The 17,667-nt window shown below is 60.7% G+C and carries 18 protein-coding genes; 10 read left to right on the top strand and 8 right to left on the bottom strand.

The window, feature by feature from the left end; all coding sequences use genetic code 11:
• Positions 1 to 180: 180 nt before the first annotated feature.
• On the bottom strand, positions 181 to 2,400 hold the full coding sequence (locus AC07UR_RS05625; protein ID WP_209787012.1) for a caspase family protein: 2,220 nt from the start codon (positions 2,398 to 2,400) through the stop codon (positions 181 to 183).
• 317 nt (positions 2,401 to 2,717) lie between these two features.
• On the opposite strand from AC07UR_RS05625, the gene AC07UR_RS05620 reads away from it, so the two are divergent.
• From AC07UR_RS05620 to AC07UR_RS05610, 3 genes are all read left to right on the top strand, one after another.
• Positions 2,718 to 3,074 carry a hypothetical protein gene (locus tag AC07UR_RS05620; RefSeq protein ID WP_173420979.1) on the top strand — a complete coding sequence of 119 codons (357 nt, stop codon included), beginning with the start codon at positions 2,718 to 2,720 and terminating at the stop codon, positions 3,072 to 3,074.
• Positions 3,075 to 3,275: 201 nt separating this feature from the next.
• The gene (locus AC07UR_RS05615; RefSeq protein ID WP_176351898.1) at positions 3,276 to 3,650 is read left to right on the top strand and encodes a PilZ domain-containing protein; all 375 of its coding nucleotides are present in this window, start codon (positions 3,276 to 3,278) and stop codon (positions 3,648 to 3,650) included.
• Positions 3,651 to 3,886: 236 nt separating this feature from the next.
• Positions 3,887 to 5,011 (top strand): pyridoxal phosphate-dependent aminotransferase, encoded by a 1,125-nt coding sequence (locus AC07UR_RS05610; RefSeq protein ID WP_209787014.1) that lies wholly within the window; start codon positions 3,887 to 3,889, stop codon positions 5,009 to 5,011.
• Between the two features lie 66 nt (positions 5,012 to 5,077).
• On the opposite strand, the gene AC07UR_RS05605 is transcribed toward AC07UR_RS05610, so the two are convergent.
• Positions 5,078 to 5,344, bottom strand: coding sequence for a sel1 repeat family protein (locus AC07UR_RS05605; protein WP_065787316.1), 267 nt, complete (start codon positions 5,342 to 5,344; stop codon positions 5,078 to 5,080).
• Between the two features lie 594 nt (positions 5,345 to 5,938).
• Here AC07UR_RS05605 and AC07UR_RS05600 point away from each other — a divergent pair.
• The 5 genes from AC07UR_RS05600 to AC07UR_RS05580 all read left to right on the top strand — a co-directional run bounded on the left by AC07UR_RS05600 (position 5,939) and on the right by AC07UR_RS05580 (position 9,027).
• Positions 5,939 to 6,280, top strand: coding sequence for a DUF2147 domain-containing protein (locus AC07UR_RS05600; protein ID WP_176351896.1), 342 nt, complete (start codon positions 5,939 to 5,941; stop codon positions 6,278 to 6,280).
• A 390-nt stretch (positions 6,281 to 6,670) separates the two neighbouring features.
• Positions 6,671 to 6,844 (top strand): hypothetical protein, encoded by a 174-nt coding sequence (locus tag AC07UR_RS05595; RefSeq protein ID WP_115420674.1) that lies wholly within the window; start codon positions 6,671 to 6,673, stop codon positions 6,842 to 6,844.
• A 13-nt stretch (positions 6,845 to 6,857) separates the two neighbouring features.
• Positions 6,858 to 7,034, top strand: coding sequence for a hypothetical protein (locus AC07UR_RS05590; RefSeq protein WP_162174731.1), 177 nt, complete (start codon positions 6,858 to 6,860; stop codon positions 7,032 to 7,034).
• 93 nt (positions 7,035 to 7,127) lie between these two features.
• The gene (locus AC07UR_RS05585; protein WP_209787016.1) at positions 7,128 to 7,448 is read left to right on the top strand and encodes a YnfA family protein; all 321 of its coding nucleotides are present in this window, start codon (positions 7,128 to 7,130) and stop codon (positions 7,446 to 7,448) included.
• 76 nt (positions 7,449 to 7,524) lie between these two features.
• Positions 7,525 to 9,027 (top strand): AMP nucleosidase, encoded by a 1,503-nt coding sequence (locus AC07UR_RS05580; RefSeq protein ID WP_209787018.1) that lies wholly within the window; start codon positions 7,525 to 7,527, stop codon positions 9,025 to 9,027.
• A 204-nt stretch (positions 9,028 to 9,231) separates the two neighbouring features.
• Here the strand turns inward: AC07UR_RS05580 and AC07UR_RS05575 are convergent, their stop codons facing one another.
• Together AC07UR_RS05575 and AC07UR_RS05570 are read right to left on the bottom strand one after the other, a co-directional pair.
• Positions 9,232 to 10,143 (bottom strand): diacylglycerol/lipid kinase family protein, encoded by a 912-nt coding sequence (locus AC07UR_RS05575; RefSeq protein ID WP_173419395.1) that lies wholly within the window; start codon positions 10,141 to 10,143, stop codon positions 9,232 to 9,234.
• 153 nt (positions 10,144 to 10,296) lie between these two features.
• Positions 10,297 to 10,764, bottom strand: coding sequence for an Lrp/AsnC family transcriptional regulator (locus AC07UR_RS05570; RefSeq protein WP_053246850.1), 468 nt, complete (start codon positions 10,762 to 10,764; stop codon positions 10,297 to 10,299).
• A gap of 150 nt (positions 10,765 to 10,914) precedes the next feature.
• Here AC07UR_RS05570 and AC07UR_RS05565 point away from each other — a divergent pair, with 150 nt between their 5' ends.
• On the top strand, positions 10,915 to 11,826 hold the full coding sequence (locus AC07UR_RS05565) for a DMT family transporter (RefSeq protein ID WP_209787020.1): 912 nt from the start codon (positions 10,915 to 10,917) through the stop codon (positions 11,824 to 11,826).
• Between the two features lie 69 nt (positions 11,827 to 11,895).
• On the opposite strand, the gene AC07UR_RS05560 is transcribed toward AC07UR_RS05565, so the two are convergent.
• The 3 genes from AC07UR_RS05560 to AC07UR_RS05550 form a co-directional block, all read right to left on the bottom strand.
• A complete protein-coding gene (locus AC07UR_RS05560) occupies positions 11,896 to 12,783 on the bottom strand; it encodes an ABC transporter permease (RefSeq protein WP_173419393.1) in 888 nt (295 codons plus the stop codon).
• Positions 12,784 to 12,901: 118 nt separating this feature from the next.
• Positions 12,902 to 13,900, bottom strand: coding sequence for an ABC transporter substrate-binding protein (locus AC07UR_RS05555; RefSeq protein WP_173419392.1), 999 nt, complete (start codon positions 13,898 to 13,900; stop codon positions 12,902 to 12,904).
• Positions 13,901 to 14,163: 263 nt separating this feature from the next.
• Positions 14,164 to 14,736 (bottom strand): CGNR zinc finger domain-containing protein, encoded by a 573-nt coding sequence (locus AC07UR_RS05550; protein WP_209787022.1) that lies wholly within the window; start codon positions 14,734 to 14,736, stop codon positions 14,164 to 14,166.
• 95 nt (positions 14,737 to 14,831) lie between these two features.
• Between AC07UR_RS05550 and AC07UR_RS05545 the strand changes: the two genes are divergently transcribed.
• The gene (locus AC07UR_RS05545; protein ID WP_209787024.1) at positions 14,832 to 15,731 is read left to right on the top strand and encodes an alpha/beta fold hydrolase; all 900 of its coding nucleotides are present in this window, start codon (positions 14,832 to 14,834) and stop codon (positions 15,729 to 15,731) included.
• An 89-nt stretch (positions 15,732 to 15,820) separates the two neighbouring features.
• On the opposite strand, the gene AC07UR_RS05540 is transcribed toward AC07UR_RS05545, so the two are convergent.
• A complete protein-coding gene (locus AC07UR_RS05540; protein ID WP_209787025.1) occupies positions 15,821 to 17,485 on the bottom strand; it encodes an electron transfer flavoprotein-ubiquinone oxidoreductase in 1,665 nt (554 codons plus the stop codon).
• Positions 17,486 to 17,667 lie beyond the last annotated feature (182 nt).

Below are 17,667 nucleotides of genomic sequence, written 5' to 3'. Positions count from 1 at the left end.
GACCGCGGGCAATGCAAGATTTTTTTGTCGGTTTCTGGGAAATGAGCGAATTTTCATGTGGGCACCCGAAGAACGGACCCCCGTCACGGCCCTGAAGAGGCACCTCATGGCCTGCGATGCCTCCCCTGCTCGGAGAATGCCAGTGGCGCCCTGATCAAGAGCTTGCTGCCGGGGATCAATTCATGACTTCCGGGAGAGCCTGTCGATCGCATCGAGCGTCGCCGCTCCAAAGTCCCCATCGACGGGACCGCTGTAAAGGCCGCGGTCTTTCAACAGCGCCTGCATTTCCTTGCGGAAGGCAGGCGTGAAATTGCTCGGCTGGGACTTCAATTCCTGAAGCTTGGCCGGGTCACCACCCTCGACGCTGGCCGCCGCCCAGCGCACAGCCTCCCTCGCATCCGCCTTGGTGCCGAGCCCATAGTCATAAAGACGGCTCAGATTTCCCATCGCGTAGGCACTGCCGGCATTCGCTGCCATTTCGTACCATATGCGCGCCTGGGCATAGTCCTGGGCGACGCCGGTGCCGACATCGTAGAACCAGCCAAGCAACGCCATCGAATAGGAGTCACCGACATTGGCCGCTTTTTCATACCAGGTCTTGGCTTCCACATAGTTCTGCTCGGTGCCAAGCCCGTTCTGATAGGCCCAACCGAGTGACGACATCGCGTTGACGTCGCCGCCTTCGGCTGCCTTCTTGTACCAGGCGAGCGATTGCGCCAGATCCTTCGACAGGCCAAGCCCCTCTCTATAGAACCACGCGACGGTCGCCATGGCATTGGCGTAGCCCTGGTCGGCGGCCAGTTGATACCACCTCGCCGCTTCCTCGTAGTCCTGGGCAATGCCGCCATAACCCTCGCGATAAAGCCAGCCGAGCGATGCCTGGCCATAGGCATTGCCGGCCTTTGCCGCCTGCTCGAACATTCGCTTGCCCTGATCGACATCGACGGCCCCGTCGGTGCCGTAGACGGAGAACCAGGCCAGGTTGGTCAACGCATACATATTTCCGCCGTCGGCGGCCTTTTGGTAATTGCGGCGCGCCTCAATGTAATCGCGCCCGGCGTCCTGCGCTCGTCCTAGCATGTTGACGAGCATCATGTCGTCGGGGTTCTCGTTGACCGCCTGGGCACAGGCGGTCAGTGCGCGCGCCGAATCAAGCTTCAGGAAATTCACACCGACGAAACCGGGCATGGACTGCGGTTCGCCTGCCAGCAGATAGCAGTCGCGCGAGGCCTGCGTGTCCTTGCCGGTCTGCGAGATGTTGAGGCCCTTTTGCGGCTCGAGGGCCGCGATCTGCTGCTCCGCCTCCGCCTTATGCTTGCTGTCGGGATAACGCTCGAGGAATCGCGTGAGGGCTGCGGCATCGGTCGATTGCTTCAGGGCATCCCAGGCGATTTCGTCAGGTGTCACGCTCGATGTCTGCTCGGCCTCGCTCAAAAGCTTCAGCTTCTTCTCCGCCAGCATCTTGTAGACCGGATCGGATCCATGCTTGGCGAGGAAGGCGGCGATCAGGTCCTTGTCGGCGAGATCGCGGATATTCTGCCAGTCGGCGGCAGCGGCCGACTGGCTGTTCGGCGAGAGCTGCTCGCCGTTGTTGGTGATGCTGATGTTGACTTCCTTTATGTTCAGGAAGATTTGCGCGCCACCGAGCGATCCATAGACAAAGGGCTCCTGGCCGCGGTTGGTGACAGAAACCACCTCGTCGCGCACCTTGCCCAAGGCGATCCGCACATCGACGCCCGGCTCTGTGAGATACTTGGCAAGCGCCGTGGCAAAGGGGCTGTTCTTCCCCTCGCCGTCAAGGGCCACTGTGCCGGCCTTGGACGCAAAGGCGACCAGCAGGTCGGCCGATTCCGGTTCAACCCGCGCGAGACCTCGCGAAACTGCCCGCGTCGAGATCGAGCGCGTCATGCTCTGCTCGAACGGATTGTTGCGACAGGCGTCAAGAATCACCAGCTTGAGCTTGGTCGCGCCCTCAAGCGAACGCTGAACCCGATCGAGCCCGACCGCCTCGTCCTCGATATCCTTGTCCGTCTGCAATTTTACGTCGGTCGGCAGAAGAAAATTCTGGCCGTTCATTTCCATGCCGTGGCCGGAATAGTAGACAATCGCCACATCGGCGCCCGTTGCCAGGTCTTCGAAATCCCGCAGCGCCTTGACCATAGCCTGGCGCCCGACATCGTGGACCGTGGTGACGGAATCGAAACCGGCCTCCTCGAATGAGGCCTTCATCAGCTCGACGTCATTGGCGGGGTTGTTGAGTTGCGAGGTCGCCTCATACTTCTCGTTGCCAATCAACAGGGCGACGCGTTTTGCGGCCAGGACATCCGTCGGCGCAAAGGCCAGCACGGCCACGAAAAGAATGACGAATGAACGCCACCGCGGGAGTTGCCCCGTAATCATGCTCTTCCCTCCGGCGCTCCCTCACATCCTGGCTCTTCGGGAGCAGGAGACAGGAGGCGCACAACCCCATTGCCGGCATTTCGGAACGATGCCACCGCCCCACAGTCATGCCCTGATGAAACTATTACGTATGAGCCAGAGGCTTTCAATGTCCCCGTTCGCCATATTTTTTGAGCCTCGTCCTCCGGCCTGCGCCGCAAGGTCGAAGCAAGTCGGAAACCTTAACTCAGACGCCGCATCTCTTGCGCCGGGTGATTCCGGGCGGGCGCGATGCATCTCCTGCGCCAAGGAAAGGCTATGCGTTATCGGAGCTTGCCATGTCGATGAAAATGCATGTCGCGGAAGCGAAGCCAGGGCAGCTGGCAACCACGTATCAACATTACTTCATTGAGCGTCCCTGCCGAATCCTGATCATCGGCCAGCACCTCAAGGCAAAGACCAAATATCAATGCCTGCTGCGTCACATTTCGATCGCGGGCGCCATGCTCGACTTCAATGCCGCGCTGATGGTGCCGAAACACTTCTTCCTCCAGATCGACGGGTTCAAGGAAGAGATCGGCTGCTCTCAGGTCCATCGTAGCGGTGCTGAGCTTGGCGTGCGCTTCAACATGCTGCTCGCCCCGGACTTCGTCAGCCGGCTGATCCGCATGCAATTTTCAAGCGGTGGTTTTTGAGCCCCGCCGCCTTCGCCTCAAGGAAAACGACCGACGTTACATTTTTATCGATCTCCTTCAGGGGATTGCAAACTTCTGCACCGAAACTGCACTCGACTTACCTCGGCATTCACGCGAGGATTAAGCGTGGACAAATGAATTGCCCACGATCGAAGGCCGAATGATCGCATTTCGCGATCCGGCGCAGGCGGAGAATGACAGATGCAGCAGACGATGTATTCCTGCGTGCCCTCGCCGTTCTACGAGCGTCGATACGAACGCTTTTCCATCGGCCATGCCGCCACCCTGACGACGGTACAGCCGGGGCTTGGCAGCGTGTCGGTCCGCACCTGTCGGATGATCGACATCTCGCGTGGCGGCGCGAGCTTTGCCGTGCAGACCACGATCGGCCTACCACAGCATTATTATCTCCACATCATCGGCACGTCGCTTCGCATCGGCTGCGCCGAGGTCTATCGCAACGGCGAGCGCATCGGCGTGCAATTCATCAAGCCGATCGAACAGACCCTGCTGCGCGAGATCATCCGGCAGGAATTCTTTACCGGCCAGAACGCCAAAGCACCCAAGCGCCGCTAGGTCTTGCCCTGCTGGCTCTCGCCCGTCGAAGCGCTACAATCCGCGTCGCTATTTTCTCATCAAGGCTGTTCCGCATCACCAAAGCATGCGTTGCAGGGCTGCGTGTCCGCTTAGGCGGGCAAACGTTGCTGCAACACTTTGAATCGTGGCATCGTTTTGCCCTCAAATCGATTCCGATTTAGGGAATTATGCAGTAAGTTCCGCGAACTTTGTTCGAACGGGGCCCTATATCCAGCATGTCCGCCTTTACTCGTTTCACGCCACTCATCCAATCCCTGCCCTCCACCATTCCGTTTGTCGGACCCGAGGCCATCGAGCGCCAGCGCGGACGCGCCATCGCGGCCCGCATCGGTGCAAACGAAAGCGGCTTCGGGCCTGCCGAAAGCGTCGTGCAGGCGATGCGGGAGGCGGCGACCGGAACGTGGAAATATGCGGACCCGGAAAACCATGATCTGAAGCAGGCGCTGGCCACTCGACTTGGTGTCTCGGCCGCCAACATTGCGATCGGCGAAGGCATCGACGGCTTGCTAGGCCAGATCGTGCGGCTTGTGATCGAACCCGGCATGCCGGTCGTCACCTCGTTCGGCGCCTATCCGACGTTCAACTACCACGTCGTCGGGCATGGTGGACGGCTGGTGACGGTGCCCTATGTCGGCGATCGCGAGGATCTAGACGGCTTGCTTGCTGCGGTCAAAAAGGAGAACGCCCCGCTCGTCTACTTCGCCAACCCTGATAACCCGATGGGAAGCTGGTGGGGGGCCGAGCGTATCGTCGAATTCGCCAAGGCGTTGCCGGAAACCACGCTGTTCATTCTGGATGAGGCCTATTGCGAGACGGCGCCGGCGGAAGCCCTGCCGGCGACCGACGCGTTCATCGACATGCCCAATGTCGTGAGAACCCGGACTTTCTCGAAAGCCTATGGGCTTGCGGGCTCGCGGGTCGGTTACATCATCACCACGCCCGGGACCGCCCAGGCGTTCGACAAGATCCGCAATCATTTCGGGATGAACAGGATCGGCGTCGCAGCAGCAGTCGCGGCACTCGCGGATCAGGATTATCTGGCAACGGTCACGGCGCGGATTGCGGGTTCGCGCGAACGCATCGCTGAGATCGCTGGACACAACGGCTTGTCGCCGCTCGTGTCGGCCACCAATTTCGTTGCGATCGATTGTGGGCGCGACGCGGTCTATGCGCGCGCGATCGTCGATACGCTGATGAGCGACCACGGCATCTTCATCCGCATGCCCGGCGTCGCTCCGCTCAACCGCTGCATTCGCGTCAGCACCGGCCCGCAAGCGGAGATGGATTTGCTGGAAGCAGCCTTGCCCAACGTTATGGCGAAACTGGCTGGCGGCCAGTAGGTCATATATCCGGCGCCTGCCCGCTCGCGGGCGCCGCTGGACGGGAGCGCGAGCCCCGCCTGTTTCTCAGTGAACCGTCATCCATTCGCGGGCAGCGCGAAGAGCGGCGGCCAGATCGGCCTTGCTCATGGTCATCGAAAGGTCAGCGCGCAGATCGACGGCGCGGTCGCAGCCCTTGATCGCGGCGATATTCAGCCATTTGTGGGCGGCCACCAGATCGACCGGACGACCGCGACCGGTGGCATAGGCCAGCCCCATCTCGCAGAAGACGTCCGCCTGGTTTTCACCACCCATCGCGGTATTCGAAGCAACCTGCATATCAAAGCGTGCCATTGTCTTGTCCCTGTTTTGCCTGGTTGGTTTTCCGAAGCGGCCCGCCCTTTAGAGGCGGACCATGCTCCAGATCAGCATTTGTTTTTGGTCCCTGTTCGACCGTGCCTCTTTGCGGGCCTTTCCGAACCGCGCCGTCTTTTGCAGCGTCATCTTCGGTCATTCGGCGGAGTGAATTTCTCCGCTCGTCTTATGGGTCTTACTATGCGGCACGGCCTTCAATACGCGCTTAAAATGCATGATTAATTTGAGACAAACAAAGTTCAAACACTTGGTAAACTTGAGTTTTTGTTAAACATCGAAAGGCCGGAAATTCAGCGCATTCGCATAAAAATTTACGAAATATTCAACCGCCGATTTCAACCAAATGGTAACCACGAAAAAAGGACCCAACCCGCAGATGCTGTGTTTCCTCGATTTTTCTCCGCCGGAAACCGGCAAAGAAAAAGCATAAACGGGTGCGTTCAAGCCAGTTTACCTTTACGTACGCGTAAGCTATCTTGCCCGCGGCGGTGAGGAGACTGCCTTTCAAACGAGGATATCTGCAGAGATGCCGGCGAAGCGGACCGCGCCGGCGACTTCTATCTGGAGGAATGAATGATACGTACCTTGATCATGACAGCGGCTCTCGCTGTCGGCGTTGCCGGAACGGCTGCTGCCGCCGAACCGATCGTCGGCAACTGGAAGACCGCAACCGGCGCGACGGCCGAAATCGCCCCTTGCGGCGGCGCCTACTGCGTCACGTTGAAGACCGGCAAATTCGTCGGCAAGCGGATCGGCAACCTGACCGGCACGGGCGGCAACTATTCCGGGGAAATCACCGATCCGGAAACCGACAAGACCTATAGCGGTTCCGGTGCGGTCGACGGCAACTCGCTAAAGATGAAGGGATGCGTGCTCAAAGTTCTCTGCAAAACGCAGACCTGGTCGCGCCTCTAGACCGCCGGGCCTTCAGAAGGGCGCACAAAGCACGCTCCGGTACTTGAATTCCAGAGTACCCGATCGGCCTTCGGTGAATCTATTGAAGAGCGGGATTCTCCAGGAACGATCCTTCTAAAATGGGTGCCCCTCGGATGCCCTCCGATCATCGACAAGCCCGCCGAGATTTTCGGCGGGTTTTGTTTTTGCAAGGACGGGCCCATCGAGCCGTCAACCCAACGCCACCCACTGCCTCATTACCGAGTTTGCCGCGCCCTACCCGCGAGAATGACGGCGACATCAATCGCAAGATGAACGCCAGATGAACGGCGATATCAGCAAGAGTTCAGTTTGGTTGTGCGAAAACCCACTCAATCGATTTGAACCGCCTCCAGACCAACGGACAGAACCATGGACATTCTTGCTCGGCGCCTCACCATTATCAGCCTTCTGATGGTTGTTTTCGCGATGACCCTTGCCGCCGCAGTCAGTGCAGACACCGAACGTCGCCGCACCAACACCTATCTCGGCTCGCTGACCGATTGCACCGCGCATACGGCGCAATACTGCCAAGCCAAGCTCTAACGGAGAGACCGACATGCTGGCCGCCCTTTCCACCTCCGCCTTTCTCTCGCTGCGTGTTCTTGCACTTGCCAGCCTGCTGATGGCGCCGGTTGGGGCGCTCGCCTATAGCAAGGCCAACGGCCTCGGCATCGGCAAGCAGGGCGCCGGCCTCGTTCTCTTCGTGACGCTGCAGCGCCAATCCATGAGCTGACCGAAGGCGCCACCGGCGCCTTTTATTTTGCCTTCCTCTCTTGCATCGCCAAACGCCTTCCTGTCCTTTCACGCGTGAAAGGATCCGCCATCTATGCCAGCCTATGCCGTCTATTCGCTTGCCGCCCTCGCCGAGATTGCCGGATGCTTCGCCTTTTGGGCCTGGCTGAAACTCGACAGGCCGATCTGGTGGCTGATCCCGGGCGTGGCGTCGCTGGCGCTGTTTGCTTGGCTGCTGACCTTGATCGACAGCGAGGCGGCCGGCCGCGCCTATGCAGCCTATGGCGGGGTCTATATCGCCGCGTCGCTTCTATGGCTGTGGCTCGCCGAAGGCATCAAGCCCGATCGCTGGGATCTGACCGGAATGACCGTCGCCCTCGTCGGCAGCACCATCATTCTCGCCGGACCGCGCTAAAGTTGTTCTGATCGGTGCGGTTGTGCATGCCGCATCTTGTCGTTTGCTTGTCAGAAGCCGCAGCCTATAATGCGACATGAACAAGCGAATCTCTTCACACTCCGTCCTTTCCGTCTCCACACCCGACCCGTTCGAGCCACAGTTCTTCGAAGATCCGACGGCCGCGGTCGATTGCCTGGAGGCACTTTACGATCGCAATACCCGGTTCCTCACAGAGGCTTTCGAGGGGCTGGGCAAGAACGGCGTTCCGATGACGCGCTATCGCGCCTGCTACCCGCAGGTCAGCATCGAAACCAGCAGCTTCGGCCATGTCGATTCCCGCCTGTCATACGGATATGTCAGCGCACCGGGCGTTTACACCACGACGATCACGCGACCGAAACTGTTCCGGCACTATCTGAAGGAACAGTTGGGGCACCTGATGCGCAATCACGGCCTCGGCGTCACCGTGTCGGAATCCTCGACCCCGATCCCGCTGCATTTTGCGTTTGGGGAAGGCGCGCACGTCGAAGCATCGGCCGGCGATTCCATTGATATTCCGCTGCGCGACCTGTTCGACGCGCCGGACCTGACGACGACTGATGACGAGATCGCCAACGGCTCCTATGAACCGGGCCCGGGCGAACCCTCGCCGCTGGCACCGTTTACAGCCCAGCGCATCGACTATTCTCTGGCCCGCCTCAGCCACTATACGGCGACGAGTGCAACGCATTTCCAGAACTTCGTGCTGTTCACAAACTACCAGTTCTATATCGACGAGTTCTGCGCCTGGGCACGCCAGCAGATGGCGGAAGGCGGCAATGGCTACACTGCCTTCGTCGAACCCGGCAACATCATCACGCCCGCCGGCGCCGACAAGCCCGAAACGGATTATACGCTCGCCCGCCTGCCGCAGATGCCCGCCTACCATCTGAAGAAGAAGGGCCATGGCGGCATCACAATGGTCAATATCGGCGTCGGCCCGTCCAACGCCAAGACGATCACGGACCATATCGCCGTGCTGCGCCCGCACGTCTGGCTGATGCTCGGGCATTGCGCCGGTCTCAGGAACAGCCAGCGCCTCGGCGATTATGTGCTTGCCCATGCCTATATGCGCGAAGACCATGTGCTGGACGACGACCTGCCGGTCTGGATCCCACTGCCGGCACTTGCCGAGGTTCAGGTGGCGCTGCAGGACGCCGTCGCCGAAGTCACCGGCTACCGCGACTATGATCTCAAGCAGATCATGCGCACCGGCACCGTCGCCACCATCGACAATCGCAACTGGGAACTGCGCGACCAGCGCGGACCGGTCAAGCGCCTGTCTCAGGCGCGCGCCATCGCGCTCGACATGGAATCGGCGACGATCGCTGCCAACGGCTTCCGCTTCCGGGTACCCTACGGCACCCTGCTTTGCGTTTCCGACAAACCGCTGCACGGCGAGCTCAAGCTTCCGGGAATGGCCACGACCTTCTATCGGACGCAGGTCAGCCAGCATCTGAAGATCGGTATTCTGGCTCTGCAGAAGCTGGCTTCGATGCCGCCCGAAAAGCTGCATTCCCGCAAGCTCAGAAGCTTTTACGAGACGTCGTTCCAATAATCGGTAACGACCCTTCCGGCTCTCTCCACAGTCGCACCGTGTCCGCGACGGCGGATGCGATGCATGGCAAATGGAAGTTGGCGCCAGCCAATTGCTCCTGCGCCATACGGCAAGGACGACCACGACGACAGCATCGGCTGCCTCAGGCGCGTGGCCGAGCCCCGGAGCGATCGATTGGCCCCGGGGTCACGGACCGCCCCGGGGTTAAGAACCAGGCCTATCGGCACCGACGAGCAATTTCAGTTCGCCCGGATGGATCCTTAGGGCGACGTCCCGCCCCATCGGCAGAAGTTCGCCATCGATCACGCAGTTGATCTTCCGATCGACCTTGGGGAAATGCAGGTCCAGCGCATGGCCGCTCATTTCCGTAATCACGGGATTGTCGCGGAACTTGCCGCGCAGCACGTCGAGCGCCAGCTTGGCAACGCCGGGCGGGCTGAGCGGCGGCGCAGTGTAGAAACCGAGGTGGCCGGCCGTCACATCGTCCGCATACATCAGCGTATCGCGCCCGAACGGATTGTTCGACACGGACACCGCCGAGACGTGGCGGCTTTCATGATGGCCATCCACGTCGAACTCGATCTCGAAATCCGGCGGATTGAGGATGACCCCGACGGCAGCACGCGTGCTTGCCGTAATCTTGCCCAGCCGCGATCGAAAGCTGAACGACTCACGGTAGCGCACCATGCGCGCGTGCAGCCCCATCGAAAACTGGTGCACGAAGGCGCGGCCGTCGGCGCTGCCGATGTCGCCATCGATGATCGTGCCCTGCGCCAGAACCTCCGGCGCCTTCCAGATATCGAGCGGCAATTTCAGTGTGCGCGCAAAAAGGTTCATCGTCCCGGCCGGGACAACGCCAAGCGGCATGCCGGTTTTCCAGGCTACACCGGCGGCTGCCGAAATCGTGCCATCGCCGCCACCAGCGACGATCGCGTCGAGATCGTCGCGCCTGCAGGTCTTTTCGAGTGCCTGCTGCATCTCGGCACCCGAGACGGTCGCGATCTCGATCTGGTGGCCGGCGTCGCGAAAGATTGCCTCAACCTTGCTGCCATAGGCCGTCATGTCCGTCGTTCGGAAGGTTCCACCGTCCCGATTGAAGATCGCTTTGATTTTCATGAAAGGCTTACTGGCTCCATTGCCGTGACACGGGGGCGGCCACCGCGATGAGATAAGCGCAATCGGCGCCGTTTCCAGTGCCTTACAAAAACTTAACCTGCCGCCTGCGGGAGATGGGAGCCCGGTTTCGCTATCGCCGACCTGCTTTCAGCCCTACTCCGGCAGCTTCAGCGGGCCGCCCGTCTTGATCGAGCGGATGGCGAAATTGGAGCGAATGTCCGTCACGCCGGGCATCGCCAGCAACGTCTCCGTCAGCAAGGTCTCATAGGCCGACAGGTCCTCGACGACGACTTCGGCCAGGAAATCGGCATTTCCTGAAATCAGGAAGCAGGACACGACCTCGGGAATGGCAAGCAGTGCCTCCTGCTGACGCTGGGCATTCTCGCGGCTGTGCTGGCCGACCTTGATCTCTACGAAAACGGTCAGCCCAAGCCCCACCTCCTTGCGGTCGATATCAGCCCGATAGCCACGCAGGATGCCAGATTTCTCCAGATTGCGGATACGCCGCAGGCAAGGAGACGGCGACAGATTGACACGTTCGGCAATCTCCACGTTCGTTGCCCGCGCATCCTCCTGTAGGATCTTGAGAATCGCGAGATCGAATTTATCCAGATTTGGCATAGCTGATATTCCAATGAGGCCATTTTGGCACATGATTGCGCACCATAGGCCATTTCGAGCATAAATCGCAAGGACATGCCTTGCCCATTGGCAGTAATCTTCTTCCCAGCCCCGATAACGACGGGCATCCAATTCGGGAAGGAAAATCAGATGGTTGCGCTCACACTCGATCGCGGCACCACCGCACCCGTCGCCACCGGCTATGCCGGCGCCTTCATCACCGTGCTGATCTGGGCCGGGTGGATTCTTGCGACACGACACACCGCCGGCACCGCGCTCGGCACGATAGACCTTGGCCTTATCCGCTACGGCATTCCAGCACTGGTCCTCACACCGGTGTGGCTGAAGACCGGGTTGCTACCGGCCAAGCTGCCGGCGCTCCTGCTCATCCTGATGGTCGCGGGCTCCGGCGCGCTGTTCTTCCAGGTCGCAGCCTTTGCCATTCATGCCACACCCGCATCTTCGGTCGGCGTGCTGCTCGGGGGCTCGATGCCGCTGGCAACGGCACTGATCGGCATTACCGTTTTCGGTGAGCGGCCCGACCGCATGCGTATCGCCGGTTTTGCCGCGATCGTCGCCGGCGTCGCCCTCCTGCTTGCCCGCAGCCTTGCCGGCACCACCGGCACCGGCTGGGCCGGCTACGCGCTGCTTCCGGCGGCAGCCACGCTCTGGGCAATCTACACCCACGCCTTCCGGCGCTCCGGCCTCAGCCCGCTCGAAGGCAGCGCACTGATTGCGGTCTGGTCGTTCCTGATCCACCTGCTGCTTGCCGGCATCTTCGGCAGCACGCTTGTCAGCGTTCCATTGAAGGAGATCGCCTTGCAGATCACCAGCCAGGGCCTTCTCTCGGGCCTGGTCGCCATGGTTGCCTATGGTGTCGCGGTCCGCAGCCTCGGCGGAACCCAGGCCGCCGCCTTCACGGCACTGACGCCGGTGTTGGCGATGATCGGCGGTGCCGTCCTTCTCGGCGAAGAGATCGGCCCATTCGAGATCGTCGCCGCGATCATCACGGCAGCCGGCGTCGCGCTCTCGACCGGTATCCTTTCACCGCGCAAGCCGTAAAGGGTCGGAACGAAAAATGGCCCGGAAGCGACAGCTTCCGGGCCATTTTGTTTGTTGGCGCCGTCATTTTCAGCCGTGAACAATCTCGCGATGCTTCTGAAGCCGGTGGCCGTAGGCCTGGCTGACGCGGTCGAAGATAATCGCGATGCCGACGATGGCCAGGCCGTTGAAAATGCCGAGCGTGAAATACTGGTTGGCGATCGCCTTCAGCACCGGCTGCCCAAGCCCCTGAACCCCGATCATCGAAGCGATGACCACCATGGCCAGCGCCATCATGATCGTCTGGTTGATACCGGCCATGATCGTCGGGAGCGCCAAGGGCATCTGCACGTTCTTCAGTTTCTGCCAGCCGGAAGAGCCGAACGCATCGGCCGCCTCCAGCACATCCTTATCGACGAGGCGAATGCCGAGGTTGGTCAACCGGATCATCGGCGGGATCGCGTAGATCACAACGGCAATCAGCCCCGGCACCTTTCCGATGCCGAGCAGCATGACTACCGGGATCAGATAGACGAAGCTCGGCATGGTCTGCATCACGTCGAGGATCGGATTGACCACATTCTGGACGCGGTCAGAGCGCGACATGACGATGCCGAGCGGTATGCCGATGGCGATCGACAGCACGGTACAGACGAAGATCATCGAGATCGTCTTCATCGTATCGTCCCACATGTCGAAATAGCCGATGAGCAGCAGCGTGCCGACGCAGCCAGCGACGATCTTCCAGTTCCGGCTGGCAAACCAGGCGAGAGCAGCAATCAGCAGGATGATGATCGGCCAGGGCGTGCGCGTCATGAAGCGCTCCGACTGGATCAGAAAGAACTGTAACGGCTCGAAGAACGCTTCAATGCCGTCGCCATAGGCGCGCGTGAAGGTGCGAAACCCCTCGTCGATCGCCTTTTTCAATGCCCGCAGGCGGTCGTCATCCATATGTGGAAATTGGGTCAACCATTCCATTTCATTCCCCTTCACTCTTCCACGGTGGCGACCTTGTTTTTGTTTTGCGTCCACCAACCATCAACCAAAGGGCGGCGCACGGAACAGTGCGCCGCCCGATTTCATCAGTCGATGGCAATCAAAGCGCGGCCTTGACCTTCTCGGCAATGTCAGGGGAGACCCAGGTGGTCCAGATATCAGGGTTTTCCTGAAGGAAGTGCTTTGCACCTTCCTCGCCGCTTGCCTGGTTGTCGGTCATCCAGGCCATCAGCTTATTGACGGTGTCGTTGGTCCAGGCGCGCTTGTTCAAGTAGTCCATGGCCGGACCGGCGCGATCGGCAAAGGTCTTGGTTACCAGCGTCTGGACCTTGTCCTTCGGCCAGTCGTTCTTCTTCGGATCCGGGCAATCGGCAACCGTGTTGCAGCGTTTCCATTCCGCAGCATCAGCCTCGACGCCGTGGCCGAGCTTCACCATCTCGTACTTGCCGAGAAGTGCCGTCGGTGCCCAGTAGTAACCGACCCAACCCTGCTTGCGCTCGTAGGCCTTGGCAATCGAGCCATCGAGGCCCGCAGCCGAGCCGGTATCGACCAGCGTGAAGCCGGCCGCCTCGCCGCCATAGGCCTTGTAGAGCTGGGTCGTGACAACCGTGCCGCCCCATCCTTGAGGGCCATTGAAGACGGCGCCCTTGCTGGCGTCTTCCGGATCCGGGAAGAGATCCTTGTGCTTCAACACATCGTCGATCGTCTTGATATCGGGGTTGGCGTCGACGACATATTTCGGCACCCACCAGCCCTGCACCGCGCCATCGGAAAGCGCCACGGCGGCACCGACCAGCTTGCCTTCTTCAAGGCCGCGATTGACAACATCAGGCAGCAGATCCACCCAGCCTTCCGGCGCAATGTCGGGCTGGCCCTTTTCGATCATCGAGGTGATCGTCGGCACGGTATCGCCGACGACAAGCTCGGCGTTGCAGCCATAGCCTTCCGTCAGAATGATCTTGTCGACACTCGCCAGAACCTCGGCGCTCTGCCAGTTCATGTTGGCGATCGTCACGTCGCCGCATTCGGCTGCCGAGGCCGTGCCGGCAAGGCCAAGAAGGCCGGCGGCCAGGCAAGTCGTTGCAAGAAGCTTGTTCATTTCTGTTCCCTCTGTTCTGGCGGTACGTCCCGTCGGACGACTGATCTCACCGCAGTGATCGGCCGCGTGTCAACAGGCTCCGGTCCAACGCAAAAACAACAGGGACCGAATGGCCTGCAGATCCGTCGACGCGCTTGGCACGACAACGACACCTCCAGGCTATAGGGTCTTTCCGGCAAGGACTTTCCCATTTGCGTCAACGATTGCCTTTCCTAATGTTCCCGCCGTTGCCGGCGCATGGGGGAAGGAAAGACCACGTCCGATCAGGACGACTTGCTGCGCTTGTAGTAGCGCGACACGCGGACCCGGTTTCCGCAGCGGGCGGCCGAGCACCAGCGCCGACGGGCATTGTTGCCGACGAACAGCATGACGCAGTCATCGGCCTCGCATTTGCGGATGAGCCCGGCCTCCGGCCCCGCCAGCAACAGGGCGGCATCCTCCGCCAGGAAACCTGCCAGCTGGACGCCTGATGTTCCCGTCCTTTCGCTTTTGACCGCATGTGCATCCCTCCAATCCAGCCGCCGCGTCACCGGCGCTGCAGCCATAGCCGCATTGAGGCCGGCGACATCGCCTGCCGCCACATCCCGACCTTCCATCAGGCTCCTGACTGCCGAGGCCACGTGGTCGCGCACGGCATGCACCAGAGCCAGTTCTTCAACGGAAAGCCTGCCGGAAACCAAGAGAGAGGCGTCCTGCAACCGACCCGCCTGCTGCTCTACCCACGCGGCAAGCCCATCCGCATCGCCGATAAGGTCAACGGGCCCTTCCCCGGTCAACGGACGCGTGTTGATCAGGTCCAGCGCGAGGGGCTCTCCAACGAAAGGGATCAATTCCATGTCATGCTCATTTATCTAATGCATATTTTTGATATTGACACATTAGATTCTCCAGCGCAATTCTAATGCATAAACATTGGAAACAGGAGTGTGACATGAGTGCGATCAGTGTCCCCGCCATTCGGCACCGCTTTGCGGTCGTTGACGGCGTCAAGATCTTCTACCGGGAAAGTGTGCCGGGCGATGCGGATGCGCCGACGCTGCTCCTGCTGCACGGGTTTCCCTCATCCTCGCATCAATACCGCCGACTGATGGACGCGATTGGCGGCCATTATCGCCTGATCGCACCTGATTATCCGGGCTTCGGCCACAGCGACGCGCCCACTTCGACGAACGAAGGAGGCGAGTTTCTCTACAGCTTCGATCGCCTCGCCGACCTGATCGAAGGTTTTGTCGAGGCCCTGTCGCTCAGGCACTTCTTTCTCTACGCCTTCGATTTCGGCGCCCCAGTCGGCTTCCGATTGGCAAGCCGCCGTCCCGAACTGATCGACGGGCTGATCGTCCAGAACGGGAATGCGTACCGGGAGGGTCTTTCAGACACAGCCCGTGACTTCATCGCGCTCGCGCCTGGAGACGAAGGCGCTACAGAACAGGTCCGGCAGTTGCTGACGCTGGAGATGACGCGGGCGCAATATGAAGGCGGCACATCCGACCCGGAACTGGTCGCCCCTGATGGCTGGACGATGGATCAGCATTTCCTTGACCGGCCGGATCGCCGCCAGCCGCAGATCGATCTCGCCTTCGACTACAAGAGCAATCTGACGCGCTATCCGGAATGGCAGCAATGGCTGCGCGACGCGCGTCCGCCTGTTCTCATCACCTGGGGGCGCAACGATCCGTTCTTCACCGAGGCCGGCGCTCGCGCCTTCCTGGCCGACGTGCCGGAAGCGGAGCTTCATCTGTTCGATACGGGCCATTTCGCCCTCGAGGAACGCCTGCCCGAGATCGCACCGCTGATCGCCGACTTCGTCGATCGGATATCGGCGCGCAATTGACATGAAAAAGGCGCCGGGCAAGTGCGCGGCGCCTCCAGATGCTTGCTGTTCGGAGGTTGAGTTTTGCGCAGTCGCGCGAAAACCCATCCTTACATGTTGGGATAGACCGGTCCTTCGCCACCCTGCGGCGGCACCCAGTTGATGTTCTGGTTCGGGTCCTTGATGTCGCAGGTCTTGCAGTGCACGCAGTTCTGCGCGTTGATGACGAAGACCGGTTTGCCGTCCTTCTCCACCCATTCATAGACCCCGGCGGGACAGTAGCGCGTCGACGGCCCGGCAAAGACGTCGAGCTCCGAGGTCTTCTGCAGTTCCGGGTTCTTCACCTGCAGGTGGATCGGCTGGTCTTCCTCATGGTTGGTGTTCGACAGGAACACCGAGGACAGCCGGTCGAAAGTCAGGACGCCGTCGGGCTTGGGATAGTCGATTTTCTGGTGCTGCGCTGCCGGCTCGAGCGCCTGTGCGTCGGTCTTGCCGTGTTTCAGCGTGCCGAAGAACGAGAAGCCGAACAGCTGGTTGGTCCACATGTCGAGACCGCCGAGCGCCACGCCGATCGCCGTGCCGAACTTCGACCACAGCGGCTTGACGTTCCTGACCCGCTTCAGATCCTTGCCGATGTCGGTCTGGCGCCATTCGTTCTCGATCTCGACCGGCTCGTCATTGGCCCTGCCCGACGCGATCGCTTCGGCCAGCTTGTCGGCCGCCAGCATGCCCGAGAGCACCGCATTGTGGCTGCCCTTGATGCGCGGCACGTTGACGAGGCCGGCCGAACAGCCGATCAGCGCGCCGCCGGGGAACGACAGCTTCGGCACCGACTGGTAGCCGCCCTCGGTGATGGCGCGAGCGCCGTACGACAGGCGCTTGCCGCCCTCGAAGGTGCCGCGGATGGCCGGATGGGTCTTGAACCGCTGGAACTCCTCAAACGGGAAGAGATAGGGGTTCTTGTAGTTGAGGTGCACGACGAAACCGACGGCGACCATGTTGTCTTCGAGATGGTAGAGGAACGAGCCGCCACCGGTCTTCATGCCGAGCGGCCAGCCGAACGAGTGCTGCACCAGGCCGGGCTTGTGGTTCTCGGGCTTGACCTGCCAGAGTTCCTTGAGGCCAATGCCGAATTTCGGCACGTCGCGGTCTTTGGAGAGATCGAATTTCGAAATCAGCTGCTTGGCGAGCGAGCCGCGCACGCCCTCGCCGATCAGCGTGTACTTGCCAAGGAGGGCCATGCCGCGGGCAAAGTTCGGGCCAGGCTCGCCATTCCTCTCGATGCCCATGTCACCGGTGGCAACGCCGATGACGGCGCCTTCGTCGTTATAGAGAACTTCGGTTGCGGCAAAGCCCGGATAGATCTCGACACCGAGCGCTTCGGCGTGACCGGCAAGCCAGCGACAGACATTGCCGAGCGAGACGATGTAGTTGCCGTGATTGTTCATCAGCGGCGGCATGGCGAAGTTCGGCAGGCGGATCGAGCCCGCGGGGCCGAGCAGCAGGAAGTGATCGTCCTTGACTTCAGTCTTGAACGGATGATCCGCCTCGTCGCGCCAGCCCGGCAGCAGCCGGTCGATGCCGATGGGATCGACCACGGCGCCCGACAGGATATGCGCGCCGACTTCGGCGCCCTTTTCCAGAACCACCACGGAAAGCTCAGGATTGATCTGCTTCAACCGGATCGCGGCTGAAAGACCCGCAGGCCCCGCGCCGACGATCACCACGTCGAACTCCATGCTCTCGCGCTCGGGTAGCTCTTGTCGCTCGCTCATTCCGTCTCTCCAGTCCCGCCGGTCTTCTGCCAGCTCAGTTCCCAGGCCATATCATCTCGTCATGGCAAATGCAGTTTGGCTTGTCGAGCCGGGATGCGACAGACGATGCCCGCTTTTGCGCATGAGGTCATGAGTTTAGCACAAATGCCTATATGACGTGAACGTAAACGTAAATATGTCAT

The sequence above is a fragment of the Ensifer sp. GW821-FHT05G01 genome (assembly GCF_059419585.1).
The sequence above is the reverse complement of the archived record's forward strand: the minus strand, read 5'-3'. Positions and strand labels throughout refer to the sequence as shown.